Below are 23,749 nucleotides of genomic sequence, written 5' to 3' on the forward strand. Positions count from 1 at the left end.
GCGGGAAAGGTCAGGCCCTGACCGAAGAGCACCTCGATCTGAGCGCGTTCGGACACCGACAAACGAGGACCAGGCATGGACACCATCCTTGGATAGCCCTCGTTGCAACAGACCCTTGAACTCAAGCAGTCGAGAGGCCACTGTTCGTGACGAACAGTGGCCTCTCGACGTGCGCAGGGCCGCAAAGATTGGCCTTTCGACGGTTCCATGTGTGGGGGCGGCGGGTCGGGATGCCGCTCAGCGGGGCCCGGTGGCCCAGACAGCTGCCCAGGGGACGTCCCAGCCGGCCACCGCGAGCCGGCGCTCGACGAAGGCGTGCTCCGGCAGGTCGACGACGCGTCCGGCCGACGGCTCATAGACGTCGAGCTCCTGCTCCGCCGTGGGCGGCAGCACGAGCACGACGTGCCGCGGGGCCCACGCGTTGCCGACGTAGAGCAGCGCCGGACGGCCGGGGCGCACCCGCGCGCGCAGGTCGGCATACGTGTGCCCGAGACCGACCCGTCCCCGCAGGCGGAACCACGAGACGGCATAGGCGGCCGTGGGGTCGCTGGCCCCGAGCTCGAGCTCCTTGGCGGCGCCCCACGGTGGGGTGCCCAGCGCGCGCGGCCACGGCGGCTGCAGTCGGCGCCCGGGGCCGACGAGGGCGTTGGTCCGCGCCGCCACCACCTGCTCGTAGGCGGCGAACCGCTGGGCCTCGGTGCCGGAGTCAGGGGTCTCCCCCTCACGGGGGTCCCTGGGTGTGCCGTCGCGGACCCACCGCGCGAAGGCGGGGTTGGCGAGCATGCGGGCGACGGTCAACGACGCCGAGCCGCACGTCGTGCTGGTCTGCTGCACCGGGGCAGAGTCCCCCAGGGCGAGCCGGAAGGGCTCCACCACCGATCAGCCTCCGATCACCCGCGGGCGGCGCGGACGAGCACCGCCGTCAGGCAGATTCCTTGCGCGGGCGCTTGGCGCGGGGCTCGGCCTCACGGCGCACGATCGTCGGGTTGACGTTGTCGAGGACGACCTCGCGGGTCACGACGACCCGGGCGATCTCGTCGTCGCTCGGGACGTCGAACATCACGGGAAGGAGGACCTCCTCCATGATGGCGCGCAGGCCACGGGCGCCGGTGCCGCGCAGCAGCGCCTGGTCGGCCACCGCGGCGATGGCGTCGTCGGTGAACTCGAGGTCGACGCCGTCGATCTCGAACATCTTCTGGTACTGCCTGACGAGCGCGTTGCGCGGGACGGTGAGGATGTTGACGAGGGCCTGCTGGTCGAGCGGCGCCAGCGTCGTCAGGACGGGCAGACGGCCGATGAACTCCGGGATGAGGCCGAACTTCAGCAGGTCCTCGGGCATGACGTCGGAGAAGCTGTCGCCGAGGTCCTTGGGGTTGTGCAGCGGCTGGCCGAAGCCCAGACCCTTGCGCCCGGAGCGCGACTCGATGATCTTCTCGAGGCCGGCGAACGCGCCGCCGACGATGAAGAGCACGTTGGTCGTGTCGATCTGGATGAACTCCTGGTGCGGGTGCTTGCGACCACCCTGCGGCGGCACCGATGCGGTCGTGCCCTCGAGGATCTTCAGCAGCGCCTGCTGCACGCCCTCACCGGAGACGTCTCGCGTGATCGACGGGTTCTCGCTCTTGCGGGCGATCTTGTCGACCTCGTCGATGTAGATGATGCCGGTCTCGGCCTTCTTGACGTCGTAGTCGGCGGCCTGGATGAGCTTGAGGAGGATGTTCTCGACGTCCTCGCCGACGTAGCCGGCCTCGGTCAGGGCCGTCGCGTCGGCGATGGCGAAGGGGACGTTGAGCATCTTGGCCAGCGTCTGCGCGAGGTAGGTCTTGCCCGAGCCGGTGGGGCCGATGAGCAGGATGTTGGACTTCGCGATGTCGATGTGGTCGTCGTCGCGCTTGACGCCCTCACCGGCCTGGATGCGCTTGTAGTGGTTGTAGACGGCGACGGCGAGGGACTTCTTGGCGGCGTCCTGGCCGATGACGTAGTTCTGGAGGAAGTCGAAGATCTCGCGCGGCTTCGGCAGGTGGTCGAGGCCCAGCTCGCTGCTCTCGGCGAGCTCCTCCTCGATGATCTCGTTGCAGAGGTCGATGCACTCGTCGCAGATGTAGACGCCCGGCCCGGCGATGAGCTTCTTGACCTGCTTCTGGCTCTTTCCGCAGAAAGAGCACTTGAGGAGGTCTCCGCCTTCTCCGATGCGTGCCACCGATTCGCTCCTGGTCCGTCGGCGCCGAACGCTGGGGTGCACCCGGCCGACCCCACGCTAGGGGGTCGACTCCTATTAGACGACGGTGGGAGCCACCCTCGCTCGCGCAACGCCGTTTGTCCGCTGATGGCGGACAAACGGCCGCACTGTCACGTGGACGTCGTTCCAGTCGAATCCGAAGCCGCCCCCGGCTCGTCGGTGGGACTCCTGTGGCGCCTGCGACCGGTGAGCAGCCCCAGCCCGACGGCGAGCGCCAGTCCCCCGAAGGTCACGACGAGCAGCCCCACGAGGGCGATGACGAGCATCGTCGTCCCGGACATGCACACTCCCTCGAGCGTCAGCCGGCGGTCAGGTCACGGACGATCGCGACGTACTGCTCCTGCGCCGCCTCCGGGGACGTCCCCGACAGCTTCGCCCAGGCGTCGTACTTGGCCCGCCCGACCGGGTTGGTGAAGCCGGGACGCGAGCCCGTCGCGTCGCCCGCGGTGGCCTGCTTGAACAGCCCGTAGAGCCGCAGCTTCACGTCGTTGCCCGGATCGCTCGTCAGTCCCTTGACTGCCTCGACCGCCTGCTCGAACTCCGCACTCGCCATGACTCACACCTTCACGCTCGACGTCAGGTTCCACTAGCCATCCAAGCAGGTATGCCGCAGGGCCGGGTCCCAGCGGAACCCGGCCCTGCGGCAGACGTGCTCGTCGACGAGCGGCGAGATCAGACCTCGAGCGAGGCCTTGCGCGAGGCGAGCACCTCGTCGATGAGGCCGTAGGACTTGGCGTCCTCGGCCGAGAGGATCTTGTCGCGCTCGATGTCGCTGCGGACCTGCTCGGACGTGCGGCCCGTGTGGTGCGCGAGGGTGTCCTCGAGCCACGTGCGCATGCGCAGCACCTCGTTGGCCTGGATCTCGATGTCCGAGGCCTGGCCGTAGTCGCCGCCCGAGAGCGCCGGCTGGTGGATGAGGATGCGGGCGTTCGGGAGGGCGAAGCGCTTGCCCGGCGCACCGGCGCCGAGGAGCACCGCCGCGGCCGAGGCGGCCTGGCCGATGACGAACGTCTGGATGTCGGGCCGGACGAACTGCATCGTGTCGTAGATCGCCGTCATGGCGGTGAACGAGCCACCCGGGCTGTTGATGTACATGAGGATGTCGCGGTCGGGGTCGAGCGACTCCAGCACGAGCAGCTGGGCGATGATGTCGTCGGCCGACGCGTCGTCGACCTGCACGCCGAGGAAGATGATGCGGTCCTCGAAGAGCTTGTTGTAGGGGTCGGACCGCTTCATGCCGTAGGAGGTGCGCTCCTCGAACTGCGGCAAGATGTAGCGGCTCGACGGGGCGGGCACCGCGAGGCGGTTGGTGGGTTCGATGTTCATGCGTGTCTCCAAGTCCTGTTCAGGCCGCGGTCAGTTCTCGCCCTTGGCGTCGGCCTGGCCGACACCCTTGCCCTCGACCGCCTGGTCGGACCGGCTGAAGACGTGGTCGACGAAGCCGTAGCCCTTGGCCTCCTCCGCGCTGAACCAGCGGTCGCGGTCGGAGTCCTTCTCGATCTGCTCGACGGTCTGGCCGGTGTGCTCGGCGATCAGCTGCGCCATCTGCTTCTTGACGTAGAGCATCTGCTCGGCCTGGATCTTGATGTCCGTGGCCGTGCCGCCGATGCCGCCCGAGGGCTGGTGCATCATGACGCGCGCGTGGGGCGTGGCGTAGCGCTTGCCCTTCGTGCCGGCCGACAGCAGGAACTGGCCCATCGAGGCGGCCATGCCCATCGCGACGGTGGCGACGTCGTTGGGGATCCAGTTCATCGTGTCGAAGATGGCCATGCCGGCAGAGATCGAGCCGCCGGGGCTGTTGATGTAGAGCCAGATGTCCTTCTCGGGGTCCTCGGCCGACAGCAGCAGCAGCTGCGCGGCGATGGCGTTCGCGTTGTCGTCGCGGACGTCGGACCCGAGGAAGATGATCCGCTCCTTGAGCAGGCGGTTGTAGATGTGGTCGTCCAGACCACCCGGCATGCCGTTGCCGTTGGCGGAGGTCTCCGAAATCACCATGTCTCCATCGTCGAAGTGGTCCAGCCTCTCGCCACGGGATGCGGCGCCGGCTGGCTCGTCACTGACCCTAACGCGCGACCCCTCGGGCAGATTTCCCGAACCGCGCCGTGTTCGCCGTGAGCGCACAAACCTGAGCGGGTCGCGCGCAACCACGCGCACTGGCACGCGCGCCGGACCCCACCGGTCGTATGCCGTCCGGCGGGGTCCGTGGTCGCGCGGGTCAGCCGTGCAGTGCGTCGTGCGGTCGGTCGGTCGTGCGTCAGCCGTTGAGGCCGTTGTCCTGGCCGGCGTCGTAGGTGTCCGAGGCGGCCCCGTCGGCCGGGTCGTCCGCCCCGTCGTCGAAGGACCCGTTGCCGCCGGCTCCCGACGCGGCCTGGTCGAGGGACCGGTCGCGGGGCTCGTCGACGGCGTTGCTGCCGTCGAGGTTGCCGCGGTCCGCGTCGTCGCCGGAGCCCTCGGCCGCGGTGCTGTCACGCTCGGGCGGGTTGGTGCCGTCGGGGTCGGCGCTGTTGATGTCGGTGTCGGCCATGCCGGCGCCCGACTCGTCGGTGCTGCTCATCACTGGCTCCCTCGTCGAGGTGCGGACCGCCGGTCGGCGACCTCCCGTGTCGTACCCGGGCCTCGCGCCCGACAACCCGCCACCGCCCGCGCATCGGCCCCGGACATGCCGTGAGGCCGACCCCCGAGCGGGGGCCGGCCTCACGGCATACGCAGATCTGGCGAGCGACGGTCAGGCGTCGGCCTTCTCGGCCTGCGCGTCGTCGGCGACCTCGTCGGACTCGACGACGTCCTCGTCACCCTCGGTGCCGGGGACGGCCTCGTTGAGGTCGATGACGTTGCCGGCGGTGTCCTTGACGGCGACCTTCTCGAGGACCGTGGCGAGCGCCTTGCGGCGGGCGACCTCGGCGACCATGGCGGGGATCTGGCCCTCCTGGTCGAGCGACTGCGCGAACTGGTTGGGGTCCATGCCGTACTGCTGCGAGCTCATGACGAGGAACTCGATGAGCTCCTGCTGCTCGACCTTGACCTCTTCCTTCTCGGCGATCGCGTCGAGCACGAGCTGGGTCTTGAGACCCTTGCGGGTGCTCTCGCCGACCTCGGCGCGGTGCTCGTCGTCCTCGAGACGACCCTCACCCTCGAGGTGGCTGTGCACCTCGGCCTCGACGATGCTCTCGGGGATCGGCACCTCGACCTTCTCGAGGATGGCCTCGAGGAGCTGGTCGCGGGCGGCGACGCCCTGGGCGAACTTGGCGTCGACCTCGGCCTTGGCGGTCAGGTCGGCCTTGAGCTCGTCGAGCGTGTCGAACTCCGAGGCCAGCTGGGCGAACTCGTCGTCGAGCTCGGGCAGCTCGCGCTCCTTGACCGCGGTGACGGTCACGGTGCAGTTGGCGTCCTGGCCCTCCTGGTCGCCGCCTGCGAGGGGGGCGGTGAACTGCTTGGTCTCGTCGGCCGTCATGCCGATGAGCGCCTCGTCGAGACCGTCGAGCATGTTCTTGCTGCCGACCTCGTAGGAGACGCCGGTGACCTCGTCGATCTGCTCGCCGTCGATCTCGGCGGACAGGTCGATCGAGACGAAGTCGCCGTCCTGGACGGCGCGGTCGACGCCCTTGAGGGTGCCGAAGCGCGCGCGGAGGTCGGTGAGGCGCTGCTCGACGGCCTCGTCCTCGACCTTGACCTCGTCGACGGTCAGCTCGATGTCGCCGAAGTCGGGGAGGGTGATCTCGGGGCGCTTGTCGACCTCGGCGGTGAAGACGAAGTCCTCGCCGTCGGTCGCGGGCACCTGGAGGTCGGTGATCTCGGGCTGGCCGAGCGGACGCACCTCGTGCTCCTCGAGGGCCTGGCCGTAGAAGGTCGGGAGGGCGTTGTTGACGGCCTCCTCGAGGACGGCCGCGCGACCGACGCGCTGCTCGATGATGCGAGCCGGCACCTTGCCCTTGCGGAAGCCGGGCACCTGGATGTGCTCACCGATGTGCTTGATGGCCGCGTCGAGGCTCGGCTTGAGCTCCTCGAACGGGACCTCGACGGTCATCTTGACCCGGGTCGGGCTGAGGGTCTCGAGCGCACTCTTCACTGCGGGTTACTCCATTGGGGTGGTGCCGACGTGGTCGTCGACGGTGAATGGACGGGCCAGCGCACCATGCTATCGGGCACGCGGCCGATGGCTAAATGCGCGGATCGTCCGGGACGCGCCGCGGCCTATGCTCAGGCTCCATGAGCACCTCCCCCGGACCGTTCGCCTCGCCCGAGAGCGCCGCCCTGCGACCGATCCAGATGGTGTCGGTCGCGGTCGGCATGGGGGCCCTGATGCTGAGCGCCGTGCGCATCGTCGTGGACCCGTCAGCGCCGATGCCCTCGCCGTGGGCGGTGGGCATCGTGCTCGCCACGCTGGTCGCCTCGGCGACCCTCATCCGCTACGTCGGGTATGCCGTGCCGGCCCTCCCCCACGGCCTGCCCCGCGAGAACGCCGAGACGACGAGCCTGCGCTACTTCACCTCGACGACGACCCTGCGCACGGCCCTGTGCGAGGCACCGGTCCTCGTCGCGTTCGCGTGCTCGTTCGCCTTCACGCCGCACTCGTGGCTGCCGCTGCTCATCGCGCTTCCGGGTGGTCTGGCGCTCTTCTGGATCCACGGCTGGCCCTCCGCCCGTACGGCCGCCGCCGTCGAGGCCGGCCTGGAGGCCGACGGCGCGGAGAGCTGGCTGAGCGAGGCCCTCGGCTTCCGCTGAGGCCGGTCCTCGCGACGGCGTGTGCCGGGTGGCCGGGTCAGTCGACGGTGCCGCCGCTGCGCCAGTAGCGACCCTCGGCTCGCTCGAGGAAGCCCTCCTCGACGAGGTAACGCCGCAGCGCAGCGACGTCGGGGTGGAAGGAGCGGAGGCGGTTGTTGACCTGCGACTCGTCGTACTTCTCCCCCGGCTCGAACTCCTGGGCGAGCAGGTCGAGCACGACGAGCCGCTTGCGGATCTTGGTGGGGATGCTCGTCAGGGAGCCGTCGGGCGCGAGGAACGAGCGGAGCACGGCGTCGCGGTCGCGCAGGGCGTCCTGCAGGTCTGGGCGGAACATGCGACCCACGCTAGGAAGTGGGAACGCCCGTGGGCAAAGGCTTTTGGAGCGGGCGACGAGAATCGAACTCGCGTGATCAGTTTGGAAGACTGAGGCTCTACCATTGAGCTACGCCCGCACGGCGCCGGTCGTGCCGGCGATCCGAGGTGCCAGCGTACTGGGTCCACGACCGTCCGCCGAAATCGGCCCCTCTGCCGGTGGTCCGCTTCGGCCCGGCGGCTCGGACACGGCCCCTCGGCCGTCGTTGGGCTACGATTCCGACGCCACGGGGTGTGGCGCAGCTTGGTAGCGCATTGCGTTTGGGACGCAAGGGCCGCAGGTTCAAATCCTGTCACCCCGACATCTCGCGGAGGCCGAGCTCGGAGCGACGAAGTCGCCCGAGCTCGGCCTCCGCTCTTGTCGGGGTGCACAGGATGCCGGGAGGCCGAACAGCCGCGGCGAGGAACGAGCCGCGGCAGCGAGGCCGGCGTCCTGTCACCCCGCGAGGCAACGGACCGGGGCCTCGACGTCATTCGTGGAGGTTCTCCGGCACCTGGTGCCGAGAAGACTCCTCGACGCTCAGGGCAGCAGGTCGAGGCGCAGCTCGTTGATCGTGCGGCCGACGGCGACTCCCTTGGCCTCGAAGCCGTCCCGCGGACGCCACTGCGGCCGGGCGACCCGGCTGGCCTCGAACCGCGGGTGCGCCGCGACCTCGGCGAGCGCGTGCTCGGCGTAGAAGTCCTGATCGGTGGCGATGAGCACGTGACCCCCGGGCTTGAGCACCCGGGCGAGCAGGTCGAGGTTAGCGGGGCTGACGAACCGGCGCTTGGTGTGCTTCTGCTTGCGCCACGGGTCGGGGAAGAAGAGGTGGACGGCGTCGAAGGCCGCGTCGGGCACACGCTCCTCGAGGAAGAGCACGGCGTCGCCGATCTCGACGCGCAGGTTGGGCACGCCGACCTCGTCGGCGTCCGCGAGCATCCGGGCGAGCCCGGGGGTGTGGACGTCCATGGCGAGGATGTCGTGCTCGGGGAAGGCCGCGGCATACGCGATCGCGGCGTGACCGTGACCGCAGCCGATCTCGAGGACGACGGGGGCGGTGCGCCCGAACGCCTTCGCCGCGTCGAAGGGGCCTTCGGGCAGCGACCTGGCGGGTGCGAGGCGTTCGACGCGGTCCTTGGTCAGCGAGGACAGCCGGCCGCGGCGCACGAAGGTGCGCACCCGCGCGGGGGTCACACCCGGCGGCAGGTCGGGCACGACGTGCTCCTTGCGCCGGTCGGGGCCGGCATCGCGGGTCGTCGCTTCGGTGGGGTGCTCGCTCACGCAGGCATCGTAGTGACGCCGGGCGCCCTCCCGAAGTTCGCTGCGGCTCGGCCGGTCCCGGCAGCCGGAGCGAGGGCTACGTTGGGAGCTGCACGAGGGCCGGAGAGCGGTCCTCGCCGACCGAGAGGCAAGTCATGAGTGTCTTCGACAACATGAAGGACCAGGTCAGCAAGCAGGTCGACGAGCACGGCGAGCAGGTGGGCCAGGGCGTCGACAAGGCCGGCGACCTCCTCGACGAGAGGACCGGCGGACAGTACGCCGACAGGGTCGACCAGGGCCAGGACGCCCTCAAGAACGGTCTCGACGGCCTCGACGGCCAGGACGACGACATCAGCTGACCCCGCCCGCACCCGACTGCGCGAGGGTGGCGGCCCGTCTCGGGCGGCCACCCTCCTCGCGTCAGGTACGCCAGATGGTCACGACAGCCCGGTCGTCCCCGAGCCCCGCGGCCGCCTGGTCGCAGAGCCGCTGGGCGAGCCCCTCGAAACCGGTCCGGATGAAGGACTCGGCCCGCCCGAGCATGCGGTCGATACCGTCGACGAGGGCCTTGTCGCGGGCCTCGATGACGCCGTCGCTGTAGAGCACGAGCGCGTCACCGCGCCGGATCGTGCCGCTCTCGCGGGGGTACTCGGCCTGCTCGATGACCCCGAGCAGGGGCCCGCGGCCGCCGGAGAGCATGCGCCACCGGCCCGAGCCCGACGCGAACTGCGCGGCAGCCGGGTGGCCGGCATACCCGATGGTGAAGTCGCCCGTCTCGAGGTTGACGGCGACGTGGACGGCCGTGGCGAAGCCCTCGTCCCAGCGCAGCCGCAGCAGGTGGTTGTTGGCCGACTGCAGGAAGCCGCCCTCGCTCATCTCGCCCAGCAGGCCGCCGAGGGCGCCGGAGAGCAGCAGCGACCGGGTGCCGACCTCGCGACCCTTGCCGGAGACGTCGACGAGGGCCACCTCGAGGGTGACGCCGTCGGTCGACCGGCTCGCGACGACGAAGTCGCCGGCGAAGCCGTCGCCGTAGGCCGACTCGAGCGCGACCTCGGCGCCCCACTGGCGTGGGAGGGGAGGCAGCTCGCCCTGAGCACGGAGGCGGTCACGCATGTCGACGAGCATCGACTCGCCGCTGACGCCGACGACGCCCACCTGGGCGCGGGCGTGCGAGAGCCACAGCATGAGCATCATCGTGGCGACCGTGACGATCTGCGCGCCGGTGGTCGTGGGCTTCAGCTCGCCGAGGTAGGCACCGAGGATCGCCATCGCGAGGAAGAGACCGATGTAGACGACCAGCAGCAGTCGAGGCTCGAGGAAGAGGCCCGATAGCACGACGATGAAGCCGTAGACACCCCACGGCACCCGGTCCGGCCAGATGGCGATGGCGACCGTCGCGAGGATGCTCAGGGCGAGGAACGCGCTGACGAGGACCCACGGGGCACGGGTCAGCCACGGGCCGAGCAGGCGGAGGCGTCGAACGGGGCCGGCAGCGTAGCTGGAGCGCCGAGAGACGAAGCTCTCGTTGTGGGCCACGTGCCTCCCTATCCGCGATGGAGGGGGACGGCGGACAGCATGCGGTCAGCGTGCGTCCGAGTCCGGCAAAGCCGGCAAGTCCCCCGTGTTCTCGTACGCCGAAACCATACCCAGACGGCGGCTGTGGCGCTCCTCATCGCTGAACTTGGTGGCGACGAAGGTGTCGACGATCTCCTTGGCGAGGTCGTCCGCGGTGAAGCGGGCGCCGATCGAGACGATGTGGGCGTCGTTGTGCTCGCGGGCGAGGCTCGCGAGCTCGACGCTGTAGGCGAGGGCGGCGCGGATGCCGGCGACCTTGTTGGCAGCCATCTGCTCACCGTTGCCGGAGCCACCGAGCACGACCCCGAGGGAGCCCGGCTCGGCCGCGACGGCCTCGGCGGCCCGCAGCACGAAGACGGGGTAGTCGTCCTGGGCGTCGTAGCCGAAGGGGCCGTGGTCGACGACGTCGTGCCCGGCCTCGCGCAGGTGCGCGAGGAGGGACTGGTGGAGCTCGTATGCCGCGTGGTCGCCGCCGATGTGGATGCGCATGTCCGTCCTTGGGTGCGTCGGAGGGGTGGATCGCTGGTGGTGCGGATGGAGGGTGCGGAGCGAGGGTACTGAGAGGGTGCTGCCGTCGTGGTTCCGGTGCGGATGCCCGTGGGAGGGCGGTCGAGCCGGGTGGCCGAGCTCCAGGTGCCGAGCTCGACGTGCCCGGCTCGTCAGTCGAAGATCGGGCCCTCCGTGCGGCTGCGCTTCAGCTCGTAGAAGCCGGGGGTGCCGGCGACGAGCACGCAGCCGTCCCACAGCCGGGCGGCGGCCTCACCCTTGGGTGCGGGGGTCACGACCGGGCCGAAGAAGGCGACGCCCTCGACGGCGATGATCGGGGTGCCGACGTCGGTGCCGACGAGGCTGATGCCCCGCTTGTGGCTGCGGTGCAGGGCGGCGTCGAACTTCTTGTGGTGGGCGTCCTTGGCGAGCGCCGCGGGCAGGCCGACCTCGTCGAGCGACTCGCGGATGACCTGGTCGAAGTCGTTCATCTTGCGCAGGTGGATCCGGGTGCCCATGGCGTCGTAGAGCGGCTTGACGACGGAGTCCCCGTGGGCCTCGGCGGCGGCGATGATGACGCGCACCGGTCCCCAGGCCTCGTCCATGCGCGCCCGGTAGGCGGCGTCGAGGTCGTGGCGGTGCTCGTTGAGGACGGCGAGGCTCATCACCGACCACGTGACGTCGATCTCGCGGAGCGTCTCGACCTCCATGAGCCAGCGGGACGTCATCCACGCCCACGGACACATCGGGTCGAACCACATCTCGACGGGGGTACGGCTCGTGCTGGGGGTGTCGTTCACATCGGCCATGCGGCCCATCATGGCACTGCCCGCCGGGCGCCGATTCCGGTGGTGGACCGGTCGGGGTTCCGTGCGAGGATGGCCCGCGACGACGCCGTCCGACCGACGCTCCGTCGTGCCCCCAGCCCCTTCCCAGGAGGTCCTACGTGCCCGGCAAGAACCTGACCCGCGACGAGGCGGCGAGCCGCGCCAGCATCCTGCGCGTCGACTCCTACGACGTCCGTCTCGACCTGACGACGGGACCGGAGAACTTCCACACGGTCACCACGGTCACGTTCGCCTGTTCCGAGCCCGGTGCCGACTCGTTCATCGACCTCATCGCCGACTCCGTCGAGAAGGTGACCCTCAACGGCGTCGACCTCGACCCGGCCGAGGTCTTCGCGGACTCGCGCATCGCCCTGCCGGGCCTGGCCGCCGAGAACGAGCTCGTCGTCGACGCGACCGGCCGCTACACCAACACCGGCGAGGGGCTGCACCGCTTCGTCGACCCGGTCGACAACGAGGTCTACCTCTACACGCAGTTCGAGGTCCCGGACTCCCGGCGCATGTATGCCGTGTTCGAGCAGCCCGACCTCAAGGCGTCCTTCCGCTTCACGGTGACCGCGCCCGCGCACTGGAAGGTCATCAGCAACTCCCCCACGCCCGCCCCGCAGGCCGCCGGCGTGGCCGACGGCGTCGAGCGCGCGACGTGGTCGTTCGAGCCCACGAAGCGCATCTCCTCCTACATCACGGCGCTCATCGCCGGGCCCTACGACGAGGTCCGCGACGAGGTGCAGACGCGCAAGGGAGTCGTGCCGCTCGGTGTCTACTGCCGCAAGTCGCTGACGCAGTACCTCGACGCCGACAACATCTTCGACTGCACGAAGAAGGGGTTCGCCTTCTTCGAGGAGGAGTTCGACCAGCCGTACCCCTTCGAGAAGTACGACCAGATCTTCACGCCCGAGTACAACATGGGCGCGATGGAGAACGCCGGCGCCGTGACCTTCGTCGAGGTCTACGTCTTCCGGTCCAAGGTCTCCGAGGCCAAGATCGAGCGCCGCGCCCTGACGATCCTGCACGAGCTGGCCCACATGTGGTTCGGCAACCTCGTGACGATGAAGTGGTGGGACGACCTCTGGCTCAACGAGTCCTTCGCCGAGTGGGCGTCGACGACGTGCCAGGCCGAGGCCACCGAGTGGACGAGTGCGTGGACGACCTTCGGCACCGCGGAGAAGGCGTGGGCCTACACCCAGGACCAGCTCTCCTCGACCCACCCGATCGCCGCCGACATGCGCCACCTCGAGGACGTCGAGGTCAACTTCGACGGCATCACCTACGCCAAGGGCGCGTCCGTGCTCAAGCAGCTCGTCGCCTACGTGGGTCGCGAGCCGTTCGTCGCCGCGCTGCGCGAGTACTTCCGCAAGCACGCCTGGGGCAACACGACCCTCGCCGACCTGCTCGGCGAGCTCGAGAAGGCCTCTGGGCGCGAGCTGACCGAGTGGAGCAAGCTGTGGCTCGAGACGGCGGGCGTCAACACGCTGCGCCCCGTCTTCGAGGTCGACGCCGACGGGCGCTACAGCTCGTTCGCGATCACGCAGTCGGCCACCGAGGAGCACCCCACCCTGCGTCCGCACCGCATCGGTGTGGGCCGGTATGCCGTCCGCCGCGGCACCGACGGCTCGGCCGACGTCCTCGAGCGCGTCGGCTATGACGAGGTCGACATCGCCGGTGAGCGCACCGAGCTGGTCGAGCTCGTCGGCCAGGAGCAGCCGGACCTGCTGCTGCTCAACGACGACGACCTCGCCTACGGCAAGATCCGCCTCGACGAGCGCTCCCTCGCCACGGCTCTGTCGCTCCCCCGCGGCTTCCAGGACTCGCTGCCGCGCTCGCTCGTGCTCGGCGCGACGTGGGACATGACCCGCGACGGCGAGATGCCGGCCCGGGACTTCGTGCGCTTCGTCCTCGAGTCGCTGCCCGGCGAGACCGACTCGACCCTGCTGCGGGTGCTGATCGGCCAGATGTCCACGGCCGCCCGGCTCTACACCGCACCGGAGCACCGCGCCGAGGTGTCCTCGATGCTGTCGTCGTCGCTGCGCTCGCTCGCCGAGTCGGCCGAGGCCGGCAGCGACGCCCAGTTCCAGCTCGTCGAGGCGTGGTCCGCTGCGACGTCCGACCCCGCGGACGAGGCACGCCTGCGGGCCCTGCTCACCGGCGCGGAGTCGCTGCCCGGCCTGACCGTCGACACGGAGCTGCGCTGGACCTTCATCAAGGCCCTGGCCGCGCTCGGCGTCGCCGACGAGGTCGAGATCGCGACGGAGCTCGACCGTGACCCGACCGCCACCGGCAAGGAGCGGGCCGCCGAGGCCCTCGCCGCCCGGCCCACCGCCGAGGCCAAGGCCGACGCCTGGGCCAAGGCCGTCGAGCGCAACGACCTGTCCAACCAGATGGTCGAGGCCGTCAGCGCCGGCTTCCGCCGCAGCACCGACCTCTCGCTGCTCGAGCCGTACGTGGAGCGCTACCACTCGATGCTCGTCGACGCCTGGGCGCAGCGGAGCGTCGCCATCGGTGAGCGCGTCGTGGGCGGCTTCTACCCGTTCTCGCTCGCGAGCGCGCAGCTGAAGGAGGCCTCGGACGCATGGCTCGCCGCCAACGCGGACGCGGCCCCGGGACTCGTGCGCACCGTCGCCGAGAACCGCGACACGATCGCCCGCGCGCTCGTCGCGCAGGAGCGTGACCGGCTCGGCTGACCCGGTGCGGGACCGACCGACGTCAGTCCGTCGGTCCCGCACCACGGCTTCACCGGCTCCCTCCCCGCGCTCGGGGCCGAGGCCTGCTCACCCGCACACCGAGACCGCCCGACGCGCACCGACCTCTGACTGACACCGACCCCCGACTGAGACCCTGTGATCACCACCTTCACGAACCTGACCCCCGTCGTCCGCCAGATCTCCACCCCCGCCCCGACTCCGACGCCGAGTCCGTCTCCCTCGCAGGAGCTGCCCGTGAACCTCTCGATGCCCGACCTCTCCGGCCTGACCTGGTCCGGGGTCGGCGACTGGCTCGTCGGGACGCCGCTGCTCATCATCACGGTGGTGTTCGTCGGCTTCGTCGCCCGCTTCCTGCTGCACCGCCTCATCAACCGGGTCGTCACGACGGCCACCTCGAAGCGGGCCGAGCGCCTGGCGAGCATCCCCGGCGCCGGGCGGGCCCTGCAGGCGGTCGGCGTCGCCAACGTCCGCCACGTCCAGCGCACCCAGACGATGGGGGCCCTGCTCAAGAGCATCACCACCTTCGTCGTGGGCGGCATCACCGTCCTGACGGTCCTCTCGCTCGTCGGCATCCCGCTCGGGCCGATGCTCGCCTCCGCCAGCGTCGGCGGCGTCGCCCTGGCCTTCGGAGCACAGAGCCTCGTCAAGGACTTCCTCTCCGGCGTCTTCATGATCGTCGAGGACCAGTACGGCGTCGGCGACGTCATCGACACCGGCGAGGTCGTCGGCACCGTCGAGAACGTCTCGCTGCGCGTCACCCAGCTGCGCGACGCCGGTGGCATGACGTGGTACGTCCGCAACGGCGAGATCGTCCGCATCGGCAACAAGACGCAGGGCTGGTCGACGGCCATCGTCGACCTGGCCATCGCCTACGACCAGGACGTCGAGAAGGCGATCGGCGTCATCCGCGACGTCGTCAGCGTCATGGACGACGACGAGGCCTTCAAGGACATCCTCCTCGAGGAGCCCAAAGTCGTCGGTGTCGAGTCGATCGCCAACGGCGCCATCACCATCCGCGTCATCGCCAAGACGATCGCCAACGAGCAGTTCGGGATCCAGCGCGAGATCCGTGAGCGGGTCAAGCTCGCCTTCGACCGTGAGGGCGTGCGCAGCCCGCTCCCCGTGATGCCGCCGTACGGCGGGACCGCCCCGAAGTGACGCCCCCTCGTCGCGGTCGACCCGACGCGGGCGGTCACGCCGACTCTGGGAGACTGCCGACGTGACGTACTACGACGACTTCGGTGGCCACGAGACCTTCGCGAAGCTGGTGCGCGAGTTCTACCGCGGCGTCGCCGAGGACGAGCCGCTGCGCGCCCTCTACCCCGAGCAGGACCTCGAGCCGGCGCAGGAGCGGCTGCGGATGTTCTTCGAGCAGTACTGGGGCGGTCCCACCACCTACTCCGAGCAGCGCGGACACCCGAGGCTGCGCATGCGCCACCACCCGTTCGCGGTCACCCCGGACATGCGCGACCGCTGGCTGCTGCACATGATGAACGCCGTCGACACCCTGGAGCTCTCGCCGGAGAACGACGACCGGCTGCGCGACTACCTCACGCGGGCGGCATACTCCCTCGTCAACTCGCCGGGACCCGACGGGACCTTCTGACGCCTCCCCCTCGGCGCCCTCGTAACTCACAGCAACTCACAGCGCGTTCACGGGTGGCGACCCTGCCCCGGGGTGTTCTCTGGACCTAGGTGGATCAACGGCCGGGCCCCTCGCCCGGCGGCCACGACGGAGGGACGAACATGGTGTCGATCAACGGAAAGCCCGTGAACAGGAAGACGGCCGGCGCAGCCGCCGTGGCGGCGGCTGCAGCCGTCATCGGTCTCGGGGTCACGCAGGTCGCGCGGGCGGACGACGCGACCACGACGAGCCCCACCCCCACGGCGACGTCCACGCAGGCAGGTCCGAACGGCGACGCGACCGGCCCCGGTCCGGGCAAGGGCTGGGGTCCGGGCGGACGCCACGGCGGCATGGGCATGGGGCTCGGCCACGGCGCCGACCTGTCGGCACTGGCCACGAAGCTCGGGGTCGACCAGACCAAGCTCGAGGACGCGCTCAAGGCCGTGCGGGACGAGCTCAGGGCGAGCCGCACCCCCGGTCAGGGCAACGCGACCAAGCCCGACCCGACGACGATGCAGGACCAGCTGGCGACCAAGCTCGCTGCCAAGCTCGGCATCGACGTGGCCAAGGTCAAGGCCGCGTTCGCCGACCTGCGGACCGCCCACGAGGCCGACGAGCAGAAGGCCTTCGACGACCGGCTCGCGCAGGCCGTCAAGGACGGCAAGCTGACCCAGGCCGAGGCCGACGCCGTGAAGAAGGCGGCCAAGGCCGGAGTCATCGACATGCACGGCGGCCCGCGCTGAGCGACCGCTTCGGAGGGCGTTCCCCGACCTCGGGGGACGCCCTTCAGCGTGCGGCGAGATGCGCCCGCAGGGACGGCACGACGTGGTTGCTCAGCAGCGGGGCGAGGTCGGGCGGCAGCTCCCCGTCGAGGTCGAGCCAGCGCTGCTCGGCGATCTCGGCCAGCGGCGCGGGGTCGTCGTGCGGACGCAGGTGCGTGACGAAGACGGTCGCGTCGACGAAGGCTCCCGGTTCGTTGGCCGCCACGTCGTGGAAACGACCCAAGGGCTCGCCCGAGTCCGAGACGTCGACCCCGACCTCCTCCATGACCTCTCGTACGGCCGCCTCCCGTTCGCTCTCGCCCGGGTCGATCTTGCCACCGGGGAGCATGAAGCCGGCTGTTCCAGCCTTGCGGACGGTGAGCAGCCTGCCGTCCCGGACGAGGCAGAACGCCGCCGTGACAAAGGTCGTCATGGCACGACCGTAGTGCCCGGCGGAGCCCGCCCCCGGCCACACGGCATACGCCCTTGGGAACCCAGGACACGGGCCTCGGGCTCGCGTCCACGGCGGCCGGAGGTCGTGCGGTGACGTGCGCGCTGCCGCCACAAGGACGGGCCCCCGCGACGCGTTGCAAGAAGTTGCAGAACTTTCTTTGAGTTTTCGGTCCGATGAGGAACGATGGTGGCTCGTGACGCCATCAGCAACCCAGACCCTGAACCACGCGGGACACGACGTGGACGTTCGCGAGGACGCGACCGCGATCCACGCCGCCGACCGACCGGACGCCGCCTGGTGGCGGCAGGCCGTGATCTACCAGATCTACCCGCGTTCGTGGGCCGACCAGGACGGCGACGGCATCGGCGACCTGCCCGGCATCACGTCGCGACTGCCGCACCTGAGGGCCCTCGGCGTCGACGCCATCTGGCTCTCGCCGTTCTACACCTCGCCGCAGGCCGACGCCGGCTACGACGTCGCGGACTACCGCGACATCGACCCCATCTTCGGCTCGCTCTCCGACGCCGACGCCCTGATCGCGCGCGCCCACGAGCTCGGCCTCAAGGTCATCGTCGACATGGTGCCCAACCACTCCTCCGACGAGCACGAGTGGTTCAAGGCCGCCCTGGCCGCAGGCCCCGGCTCGGCCGAGCGCGCGCGCTACATGTTCCGCGAGGGCCGCGGCGAGCACGGCGAGCTGCCCCCGAACAACTGGGAGTCCGTCTTCGGCGGCGCCGCCTGGACGCGGGTGACCGAGGCCGACGGCACGCCGGGCCAGTGGTACCTGCACATCTTCGACACCAAGCAGCCCGACTTCAACTGGGAGCACCCCGAGGTGCGTGCCGAGTTCGAGTCGATCCTGCACTTCTGGCTCGACCGCGGCGTCGACGGCTTCCGCGTCGACGTGGCGCACGGCCTCATCAAGGAGCAGGGCCTGCCCGACACCGAGGAGGAGCGCACGACGATGCTCGGCCACGCCGAGCACGAGCATGGTGAGGGCGAGCACGCCGTCGAGGAGGCGCCGCGCATCGACCACACGAAGCGCAGCCCCATGTGGGATCAGGACGGGGTCCACGAGATCTACCGCGCCTGGCGCCAGATCCTCGAGTCCTACGGCACGCCCGACCGCATCCTGTGCGCCGAGGCCTGGGTCGAGCCGCAGGAGCGCGCTGTCGCCTACGTCCGTCCGGACGAGATGCACCAGGCGTTCAACTTCGACTTCCTCACCGCGTCGTGGATCGCCGAGGACCTTCGGGCGGTCATCACCTCCTCGCTGCACGCCGCCGACTCGGTGGGCGCCCCGTCGACGTGGGTGCTGTCGAACCACGACGTCGTGCGCCACGCGACGCGCCTCGGCTACGCCCCCGGCACGCCGCGGATGAACGGCATCACGGCGACCGACCCGCAGCCCGACCGCGAGCTCGGCCTGCGCCGTGCCCGGGCGGCGACGGCCCTCATGCTGGCCCTGCCGGGGGGCGCGTACATCTACCAGGGCGAGGAGCTCGGCCTGCCGGACTCGACCGACATGCCGGCGGAGTTCCGCCAGGACCCGACGTTCGCCCGCACGGCCGGCGCCGAGACCGGCCGTGACGGCTGCCGCGTGCCGATCCCGTGGTCGTCGCAAGGTCCGTCGCTCGGCTTCGGCCCGAGCGCCAGCACGTGGCTGCCGCAGCCCGAGGTGTACGCCGAGTACGCCGTCGACCGCCAGGAGGGCGTGCCCGGGTCGACGCTCGAGCTCTACCGCTCGCTCCTCGCCGCACGCCGCGAGCTCTCGCTCGGCACGGGCTCGCTGACGTGGGTGCAGGGGTATGCCGGTGACGTCGTCGCGCTCACCAACGGCGCCTCCCAGCGCGACCGGGTGCTCGTCGTCACCAACCTCGGTGCGGACGCCGTCGCCCTGCCCGAGGGCGCCGAGGTCATCGTCGCCTCGGGTGCGCTCGAGGACGGGCTCGTCCCGACCGACACGACGGTCTGGGCCCGCTGGTCCTGACGCGGGAGGCTGTGGCCGCCTGAGTGGCCACCCGCACGTGAGGCCCCTGTCCCTCGGGACGGGGGCCTCACGGCATACCGAGGCCTGTGGATGACGGCCAGGGCGACGCGGCCGGCTCTCCTACGGTCGGTGCATGACGCGCTACTCCTTCGACACCCACGGGGTGTCCCGAGCGCGCCTGGCCCTGTCGCACGACCCGGCCGAGCTGAGCGCCTGCGCGTCGGCCGTGGCCTCTGCCGGGATGGCGGCCACGGTCGCTCTGGGCGACGACGCGGAGGGCCTGAGGGCCGCGATCGAGCGCTTCCGCGTCGTGCACGCCCACGCCTTCGACGCCCTGGCTGATGCCGCGAGTGCCCTCGGTGACCGGCTCGACCGGTCCACGCTGGAGATGCGCTCGGTGGAGCTGTTCGTCACGGCTGGCTTCTCGGCGGTGACGGCGGACGGCTCCGGAGCGCCCCGCGGTCCGACGCGGTCGGAGCTGCGGTGACCAGGGCGTCCGAGGTCGGGCACTCGGCGCCAGCCATCGCTGGGGACCTCGCGCTGCCACTGCCGTCCGGCGACGTCGCCGGCCTGCGCTCTGCGGCACGGTCGCTCGACCGGGCAGTTGCACGCGCCCGAGCGACGACGACGGCCCGCGGCACGCTGGGACCCCGTCTGGGTGCGGTCTGGACCGGTGAGGCGGCTGCAGCGGCCGGGGCCGAGGCCGACGAGCTGGGCGCTCGCACGCGTCGGGTGGTGGAGGTCTTCCCCGGCGCGTCGCGGTCCCTGCTGACGTATGCCGCGGGGCTCGAGCTCGCGGTCGCTCGGGTGCGGTCGCTGCAACGGCAGTGGGACGCCTTGGACGTCGAGCACGCCCTGGCCGTCCGCCGGCTCGCTGCGCTGCCCGACCCCACGGGTGCCGTCGCCATGCTGGGGGCCGAGCACGCGCGGTCCGACCAGCTCGCGGGGAGAGCGCGGCTCAGCCGGTCGTACGCCGGTGTGGTCGAGGAGCTGCGCAAGACGGCCCGGCGTAGCGCGGGGCTCGTGGCCACGGCGACCGACACGACGGTGCCGGCCGGCACGGCGACCAGCGCGGCAGCCGTACGGACCGTGGTGACCGGGGGCCTGTGGTTCGCCGACGGTGCGGTCGCTGCACGGCAGTCGCGTGACGCGGCTGTCGACGACAGCGCGCTCGCACGGCGGCTCATCACGGGTGCGTCACCCGGCACCGGCGGTGGGGCCGCGGGCGGCGAGATCGACGGGCTCACCGCCAGGGTCAGGTCGCGGGTCGCCGACCCCGTCTACGCGCAGGCCATGATGTCCGAGCTCGGTGCCGACGGTCTGTCCCGGCTGCTCATGGCGGCGGGCGTGGCGCAGGTGGCATCCGGCGCGAAGGTGGACAGGGTGCGTGCCCTGTTGAGCGCCCTCGGCTCACTCGTCATCACGGCGACGAGCCACACGGCGCCGACCGGCACCGACCCACGGACCCGCGCCCAGCTGGCTTCAGGTGCGGCCCTGCTGGCCGACGAGCTGGTCGCCGGGCTCGACACCGTCCACGCCGCCCCGGATGGCGGGCGCGCCTCGGGCGCTTGGCTGCTCGGTCAGCTGCTCACGGGTGCGCGAGCCTCGGGCGACGACCGACGCCTTCCGGCGCGTCTGGCGCGACGGGCCGCGGCGGCGGCCGCCGCCTCGGAGATCGCCGAGACCCGTGATGCCGACACCGCCCTCAGCCACGGCAGCACCCTGACGCCCGACGCAGGCCAGTCGTTCTCGTCGTGGTTCGACGACGCAGCCGAGACCGGCGACGCGCTCCATGTGCTCCTCGGGCAGCTCGGTGGTGACCCGTCGGACGCGGCCGCCCTGCTGGCCGAGCCGCTCCCCGACTCCGCAGTCGCCGGGAGCGCACTCGCCAACTCGCGCGGTGACCGGCTCACGGTCGGAGAGCACCTCGTGCGACGGTGGATCACCCACGAGGCCAACGGGATCGAGAGCCGCTCCGACCTCCGGCTCGCCTCGGACGCCGACCTGAGGACTCTGCTGACGCGCGCCTCGTCGGCCGCCGCGGGTGGCCTCGACGGCGCGCCGACGGGGATGGCCGAGACCCGGGCGCGGATCATGCTCGAGGTCTCACGCACGAGCCGCTTCGCCATGCTGGACGCCTCCACGACGCAGAGCTACTCCCGCGCCACGGCGCCGCTGGAGCCCCTCGTCGTCGAGTGGCTGTCCGCGATGCGGGAGAACGTCGACCTCGCCCTGACCACGCCCGCGCTCGGGGCCCCGGCAACGCCGTACGCGGCGCCCACCTCCACCGGGGCACAGCCCTGGCTCGACACCCGCGAGCTGACCGGCGTCGTCGGTGCCCTCGCCGTCGACGCCGGGACGGGCCTGCACGCCAGGGAGCCCGGCGCGGCATACGACCGCCTGGTCGAGCACGAGCTCGACGAGACGCAGCGCTCGGTGCAGGCGGGGTCGGACGTGCGGCACGACGCGGTGCGCCTCGGGTTCTTCGACCAGTCAGCGTCCGCCGCGCTGGTCGACGTGGCTCGACGTCAGGACACGCTCAACCGTTCGGCACTGCAGGGGACCGCGGAGGCGGGGCACGTCATCGAGACGATCATGCGCGGTGGCCTCGCAGGGCTGGTCTCCACGGTGCACGCCTACGTCCAGGACGGGACGACGCGTACCGCCCTGGACGACCTCGTCGTCTCCTTGGTCCGTTCCGACGTCGAGCTCGACCAGACCGAGCGCAACGACGCCCGTCGCGCGGAGCTGGTGAGCCGCATCGCGGCGATCACAGGCGGCCGCGACGCCGTCCTGCCTGCCATGGCCTTGGGGGCAGCGCGCGGCCCGGCGCTGCCGACGGCGGAGGCTTTGCGCACCGCGCGCTCGGCCGAGATCCGCGCTGCAGCCGAGGCCGCCCGCCAAGAGGCAGCAGCGGGCACGGGTTCCACTGCCCTCGATCGGCTCAAGGATCGATTGGGTCCGGCTGACCGAGCCCACGTCGCGCCATCCGACCCGGCTCGGTTGCCCAGAACGCCATCCGACGCCGCGAGGAAGATCCGTCAGTCCACTTTGACAGAATCGGCCCAGAAGACCGACCCGTGGCACCGCTCCGGCTCGTGGGTGGTCGATGACATAGCCGAGCGGGCCAGCGTCTTCTCCATCGTCGGCGGCGACGGCGTGGCAAGGGTGCTGGTTCAGATGCCGGGTAGCGTGAACGGAGTTTCCGGCCGGTTCGAGTGGATCCTCGACGGGGAACGCGTCACCCACCAGCTGTTTGTCCGCAACGGGAAGATCAACGGGGTGCCTATCAAGCCATGACCACAAACCCAGCGCGACGGATGTCCGTCGACTTCATCGCCCGACACGTCGATCTTCTGCCGCCCGAGCTCGCCTGGGGCTACCGCTCGGGGTACGTGGACGGTCGCGATGTCGTGAGGCTCGCCGAGCTGACCGTCAGCAGCGGGCACTCGGACTCTCCGGCACTGCAAGAGCTCAGCCTCCTCCTGCGGGACGCGGTCGGCCGAGTCCCCGATCTGGTCGACCAGCTGGACGACGCCCCCGGCGGAGCGGTGCTGACTCCGTCCCGGGTGTGGCTCTTCCTCGTTCTTTCGCTGGCTTGGGAGCAGAGGCAGGACTCCGCGGATGCCTTCGCGGAACTCGAGCAGATCTATGCCGACTTCGACTACCCCGAAGAGATGGAGGGGTTCGTCCCGTTCTTGCCTGCTCCTGCTGGAAGCGAGCCGGGCCGGGCTGCGCTCGAGATGCGGTGGAGCGCGTACCTGGCCGACCGCCGGCAGGAGTTCGCCCACCGTTCGAGGCCGCCCGAGGTATGACCTCGTGGGACGGCGTACCGACCCATCAGGGACGACTGCGTGATCGACAGGAAGGCCGCGCAGTCGTGGATGGATGGCCAATCCGCGCACATGACATCGACGGACATCCATGTCGAGGGGTCGACGGCTGGTCATCGGTACATGGATGACGACTCAGGATCACGGGCCGCCGGGATGCACTACCAAGCGCCCAGGGAAGGTACCCATCGATGCAGTGGAGCAGCCCTGAGCCGTACCTGACCCGAATGCGGTCTACGACCTGCTGGTGATCCGGGGGCTCGACGACTGGCTGCAGTCGGCCGACTTCTTCGACGTCGCCGCCACGCTCATCCAACGAGCGAGGAGGAGTATCGGTTGACTGCTGTCACCTTGGCGAAGCGACTGCTCGACGACGGACTTGCAGTGGCCGGCGACCTGGCAGGAGGCGAGCACCTGCCGTGGGAAGGACCGGTCGACGAGCAGGTGAACCGGCCGTCGGACCTGTGGACAGACCCCGAGGTGGATCCGCGGTTCGCGTTCGTGTGGTTCGAGCTCACTGCCTCCGGCAGGACAGTTGCTGGGGAGGCCCTCGGGCGAGTGTGCGACGTGAACTGACGAGCGCTGGGGCTCCCACGCCGAAGCCCAGTTGGCCACACCGACACGGATGCTCCCACAGCTGGAACGACTGCCCCGCGGTAGGTCGCGAGGCGTGCTCACGGTCCCCGACGAGCGCGCGCTCCGTGCCCTGTTCGAGGAGTTGACCGCAGGTGCCACACGTCGAGGACAACCCGGCTACGCCGGCGAATGGTTTGAGCGTCCCGACGGCACCCAGGTCGGCCTGCGGACCGGCTCACGCAGCGGTGGTGCGACGATCGACGTGCGCTACGCCGACGGCCAGATCAGAAAGGTCCACCTACAGTGACTCACGAACAGCCCACGCGCTCG

26 protein-coding genes and 2 tRNA genes are annotated in these 23,749 nt (G+C 70.7%); 13 read left to right on the forward strand and 15 right to left on the reverse strand.

Annotated elements, in window-relative coordinates:
• Window positions 1–237: 237 nt before the first annotated feature.
• The 8 genes from ABD297_RS13035 to tig all read right to left on the reverse strand — a co-directional run bounded on the left by ABD297_RS13035 (window position 238) and on the right by tig (window position 6,305).
• Window positions 238–834 (reverse strand): hypothetical protein, encoded by a 597-nt coding sequence (locus ABD297_RS13035; RefSeq protein ID WP_344255384.1) that lies wholly within the window; start codon window positions 832–834, stop codon window positions 238–240.
• A gap of 88 nt (window positions 835–922) precedes the next feature.
• Window positions 923–2,200 carry an ATP-dependent Clp protease ATP-binding subunit ClpX gene (clpX, locus tag ABD297_RS13040; RefSeq protein WP_344255386.1) on the reverse strand — a complete coding sequence of 426 codons (1,278 nt, stop codon included), beginning with the start codon at window positions 2,198–2,200 and terminating at the stop codon, window positions 923–925.
• A gap of 149 nt (window positions 2,201–2,349) precedes the next feature.
• A complete protein-coding gene (locus tag ABD297_RS13045) occupies window positions 2,350–2,520 on the reverse strand; it encodes a hypothetical protein (RefSeq protein ID WP_344255387.1) in 171 nt (56 codons plus the stop codon).
• A 17-nt stretch (window positions 2,521–2,537) separates the two neighbouring features.
• A complete protein-coding gene (locus ABD297_RS13050) occupies window positions 2,538–2,792 on the reverse strand; it encodes an acyl-CoA-binding protein (protein WP_344255388.1) in 255 nt (84 codons plus the stop codon).
• Window positions 2,793–2,911: 119 nt separating this feature from the next.
• Window positions 2,912–3,565 carry an ATP-dependent Clp protease proteolytic subunit gene (locus tag ABD297_RS13055; protein ID WP_344255389.1) on the reverse strand — a complete coding sequence of 218 codons (654 nt, stop codon included), beginning with the start codon at window positions 3,563–3,565 and terminating at the stop codon, window positions 2,912–2,914.
• A gap of 30 nt (window positions 3,566–3,595) precedes the next feature.
• The gene (locus ABD297_RS13060) at window positions 3,596–4,234 is read right to left on the reverse strand and encodes an ATP-dependent Clp protease proteolytic subunit (RefSeq protein ID WP_344255390.1); all 639 of its coding nucleotides are present in this window, start codon (window positions 4,232–4,234) and stop codon (window positions 3,596–3,598) included.
• A 259-nt stretch (window positions 4,235–4,493) separates the two neighbouring features.
• On the reverse strand, window positions 4,494–4,793 hold the full coding sequence (locus ABD297_RS13065; protein WP_344255391.1) for a hypothetical protein: 300 nt from the start codon (window positions 4,791–4,793) through the stop codon (window positions 4,494–4,496).
• A gap of 171 nt (window positions 4,794–4,964) precedes the next feature.
• Entirely contained in the window at window positions 4,965–6,305 is a 1,341-nt protein-coding gene (tig, locus tag ABD297_RS13070; protein WP_344255392.1) for a trigger factor, read from the reverse strand.
• Window positions 6,306–6,445: 140 nt separating this feature from the next.
• On the opposite strand from tig, the gene ABD297_RS13075 reads away from it, so the two are divergent.
• Window positions 6,446–6,961: a hypothetical protein gene (locus ABD297_RS13075; RefSeq protein ID WP_344255393.1), complete on the forward strand. Its 516-nt coding sequence runs from the start codon at window positions 6,446–6,448 to the stop codon at window positions 6,959–6,961.
• Between the two features lie 37 nt (window positions 6,962–6,998).
• Here the strand turns inward: ABD297_RS13075 and ABD297_RS13080 are convergent, their stop codons facing one another.
• Both ABD297_RS13080 and ABD297_RS13085 read right to left on the reverse strand, forming a co-directional pair.
• A complete protein-coding gene (locus ABD297_RS13080) occupies window positions 6,999–7,295 on the reverse strand; it encodes a DUF2087 domain-containing protein (RefSeq protein WP_344255394.1) in 297 nt (98 codons plus the stop codon).
• Between the two features lie 44 nt (window positions 7,296–7,339).
• Window positions 7,340–7,413 (reverse strand) — tRNA-Gly (locus ABD297_RS13085).
• 148 nt (window positions 7,414–7,561) lie between these two features.
• Between ABD297_RS13085 and ABD297_RS13090 the strand changes: the two genes are divergently transcribed.
• Window positions 7,562–7,635, forward strand: a tRNA-Pro gene (locus ABD297_RS13090).
• Between the two features lie 218 nt (window positions 7,636–7,853).
• On the opposite strand, the gene trmB is transcribed toward ABD297_RS13090, so the two are convergent.
• The gene (gene trmB / locus ABD297_RS13095; RefSeq protein WP_344255395.1) at window positions 7,854–8,594 is read right to left on the reverse strand and encodes a tRNA (guanosine(46)-N7)-methyltransferase TrmB; all 741 of its coding nucleotides are present in this window, start codon (window positions 8,592–8,594) and stop codon (window positions 7,854–7,856) included.
• A gap of 134 nt (window positions 8,595–8,728) precedes the next feature.
• Here trmB and ABD297_RS13100 point away from each other — a divergent pair, with 134 nt between their 5' ends.
• Complete coding sequence (locus tag ABD297_RS13100) at window positions 8,729–8,932, forward strand: antitoxin (RefSeq protein ID WP_344255396.1); 204 nt, start codon at window positions 8,729–8,731, stop codon at window positions 8,930–8,932.
• Window positions 8,933–8,993: 61 nt separating this feature from the next.
• Here the strand turns inward: ABD297_RS13100 and ABD297_RS13105 are convergent, their stop codons facing one another.
• The 3 genes from ABD297_RS13105 to ABD297_RS13115 all read right to left on the reverse strand — a co-directional run bounded on the left by ABD297_RS13105 (window position 8,994) and on the right by ABD297_RS13115 (window position 11,443).
• Complete coding sequence (locus ABD297_RS13105; RefSeq protein WP_344255397.1) at window positions 8,994–10,109, reverse strand: PP2C family protein-serine/threonine phosphatase; 1,116 nt, start codon at window positions 10,107–10,109, stop codon at window positions 8,994–8,996.
• A gap of 45 nt (window positions 10,110–10,154) precedes the next feature.
• A complete protein-coding gene (locus ABD297_RS13110; RefSeq protein ID WP_344255398.1) occupies window positions 10,155–10,637 on the reverse strand; it encodes a ribose-5-phosphate isomerase in 483 nt (160 codons plus the stop codon).
• A gap of 170 nt (window positions 10,638–10,807) precedes the next feature.
• Window positions 10,808–11,443: a mycothiol-dependent nitroreductase Rv2466c family protein gene (locus ABD297_RS13115; RefSeq protein WP_344255400.1), complete on the reverse strand. Its 636-nt coding sequence runs from the start codon at window positions 11,441–11,443 to the stop codon at window positions 10,808–10,810.
• A gap of 137 nt (window positions 11,444–11,580) precedes the next feature.
• Here ABD297_RS13115 and pepN point away from each other — a divergent pair, with 137 nt between their 5' ends.
• The 4 genes from pepN (at window position 11,581) to ABD297_RS13135 (ending at window position 16,548) form a co-directional block, all read left to right on the forward strand.
• Window positions 11,581–14,160, forward strand: coding sequence for an aminopeptidase N (gene pepN / locus ABD297_RS13120; protein WP_344255401.1), 2,580 nt, complete (start codon window positions 11,581–11,583; stop codon window positions 14,158–14,160).
• Between the two features lie 255 nt (window positions 14,161–14,415).
• Window positions 14,416–15,339 carry a mechanosensitive ion channel family protein gene (locus ABD297_RS13125; protein WP_344255402.1) on the forward strand — a complete coding sequence of 308 codons (924 nt, stop codon included), beginning with the start codon at window positions 14,416–14,418 and terminating at the stop codon, window positions 15,337–15,339.
• A gap of 61 nt (window positions 15,340–15,400) precedes the next feature.
• Window positions 15,401–15,787, forward strand: a complete 387-nt coding sequence (locus ABD297_RS13130) for a globin (RefSeq protein WP_344255403.1) — start codon at window positions 15,401–15,403, stop codon at window positions 15,785–15,787.
• 164 nt (window positions 15,788–15,951) lie between these two features.
• A complete protein-coding gene (locus ABD297_RS13135; RefSeq protein ID WP_344255404.1) occupies window positions 15,952–16,548 on the forward strand; it encodes a hypothetical protein in 597 nt (198 codons plus the stop codon).
• A gap of 43 nt (window positions 16,549–16,591) precedes the next feature.
• Here the strand turns inward: ABD297_RS13135 and ABD297_RS13140 are convergent, their stop codons facing one another.
• Window positions 16,592–16,999 carry an NUDIX hydrolase gene (locus tag ABD297_RS13140; RefSeq protein ID WP_344255405.1) on the reverse strand — a complete coding sequence of 136 codons (408 nt, stop codon included), beginning with the start codon at window positions 16,997–16,999 and terminating at the stop codon, window positions 16,592–16,594.
• A 214-nt stretch (window positions 17,000–17,213) separates the two neighbouring features.
• On the opposite strand from ABD297_RS13140, the gene ABD297_RS13145 reads away from it, so the two are divergent.
• The 6 genes from ABD297_RS13145 (at window position 17,214) to ABD297_RS13170 (ending at window position 23,726) form a co-directional block, all read left to right on the forward strand.
• On the forward strand, window positions 17,214–19,010 hold the full coding sequence (locus tag ABD297_RS13145) for a glycoside hydrolase family 13 protein (RefSeq protein WP_425581169.1): 1,797 nt from the start codon (window positions 17,214–17,216) through the stop codon (window positions 19,008–19,010).
• 133 nt (window positions 19,011–19,143) lie between these two features.
• Window positions 19,144–19,497, forward strand: coding sequence for a hypothetical protein (locus ABD297_RS13150; RefSeq protein ID WP_344255406.1), 354 nt, complete (start codon window positions 19,144–19,146; stop codon window positions 19,495–19,497).
• Window positions 19,494–22,310: a hypothetical protein gene (locus tag ABD297_RS13155; RefSeq protein WP_344255407.1), complete on the forward strand. Its 2,817-nt coding sequence runs from the start codon at window positions 19,494–19,496 to the stop codon at window positions 22,308–22,310. The genes ABD297_RS13150 and ABD297_RS13155 overlap by 4 nt, the downstream gene beginning before the upstream one ends.
• A 20-nt stretch (window positions 22,311–22,330) precedes the next feature.
• Window positions 22,331–22,825, forward strand: a complete 495-nt coding sequence (locus ABD297_RS13160) for a DUF2247 family protein (RefSeq protein ID WP_344255408.1) — start codon at window positions 22,331–22,333, stop codon at window positions 22,823–22,825.
• 354 nt (window positions 22,826–23,179) lie between these two features.
• Window positions 23,180–23,419 carry a hypothetical protein gene (locus ABD297_RS13165; protein ID WP_344255409.1) on the forward strand — a complete coding sequence of 80 codons (240 nt, stop codon included), beginning with the start codon at window positions 23,180–23,182 and terminating at the stop codon, window positions 23,417–23,419.
• Between the two features lie 94 nt (window positions 23,420–23,513).
• Entirely contained in the window at window positions 23,514–23,726 is a 213-nt protein-coding gene (locus tag ABD297_RS13170) for a VOC family protein (protein WP_344255410.1), read from the forward strand.
• The last annotated feature ends 23 nt before the right edge of the window (window positions 23,727–23,749 follow it).

It is taken from the genome of Terrabacter carboxydivorans (assembly GCF_039532035.1).
Lineage (GTDB): Bacteria > Actinomycetota > Actinomycetes > Actinomycetales > Dermatophilaceae > Terrabacter > Terrabacter carboxydivorans.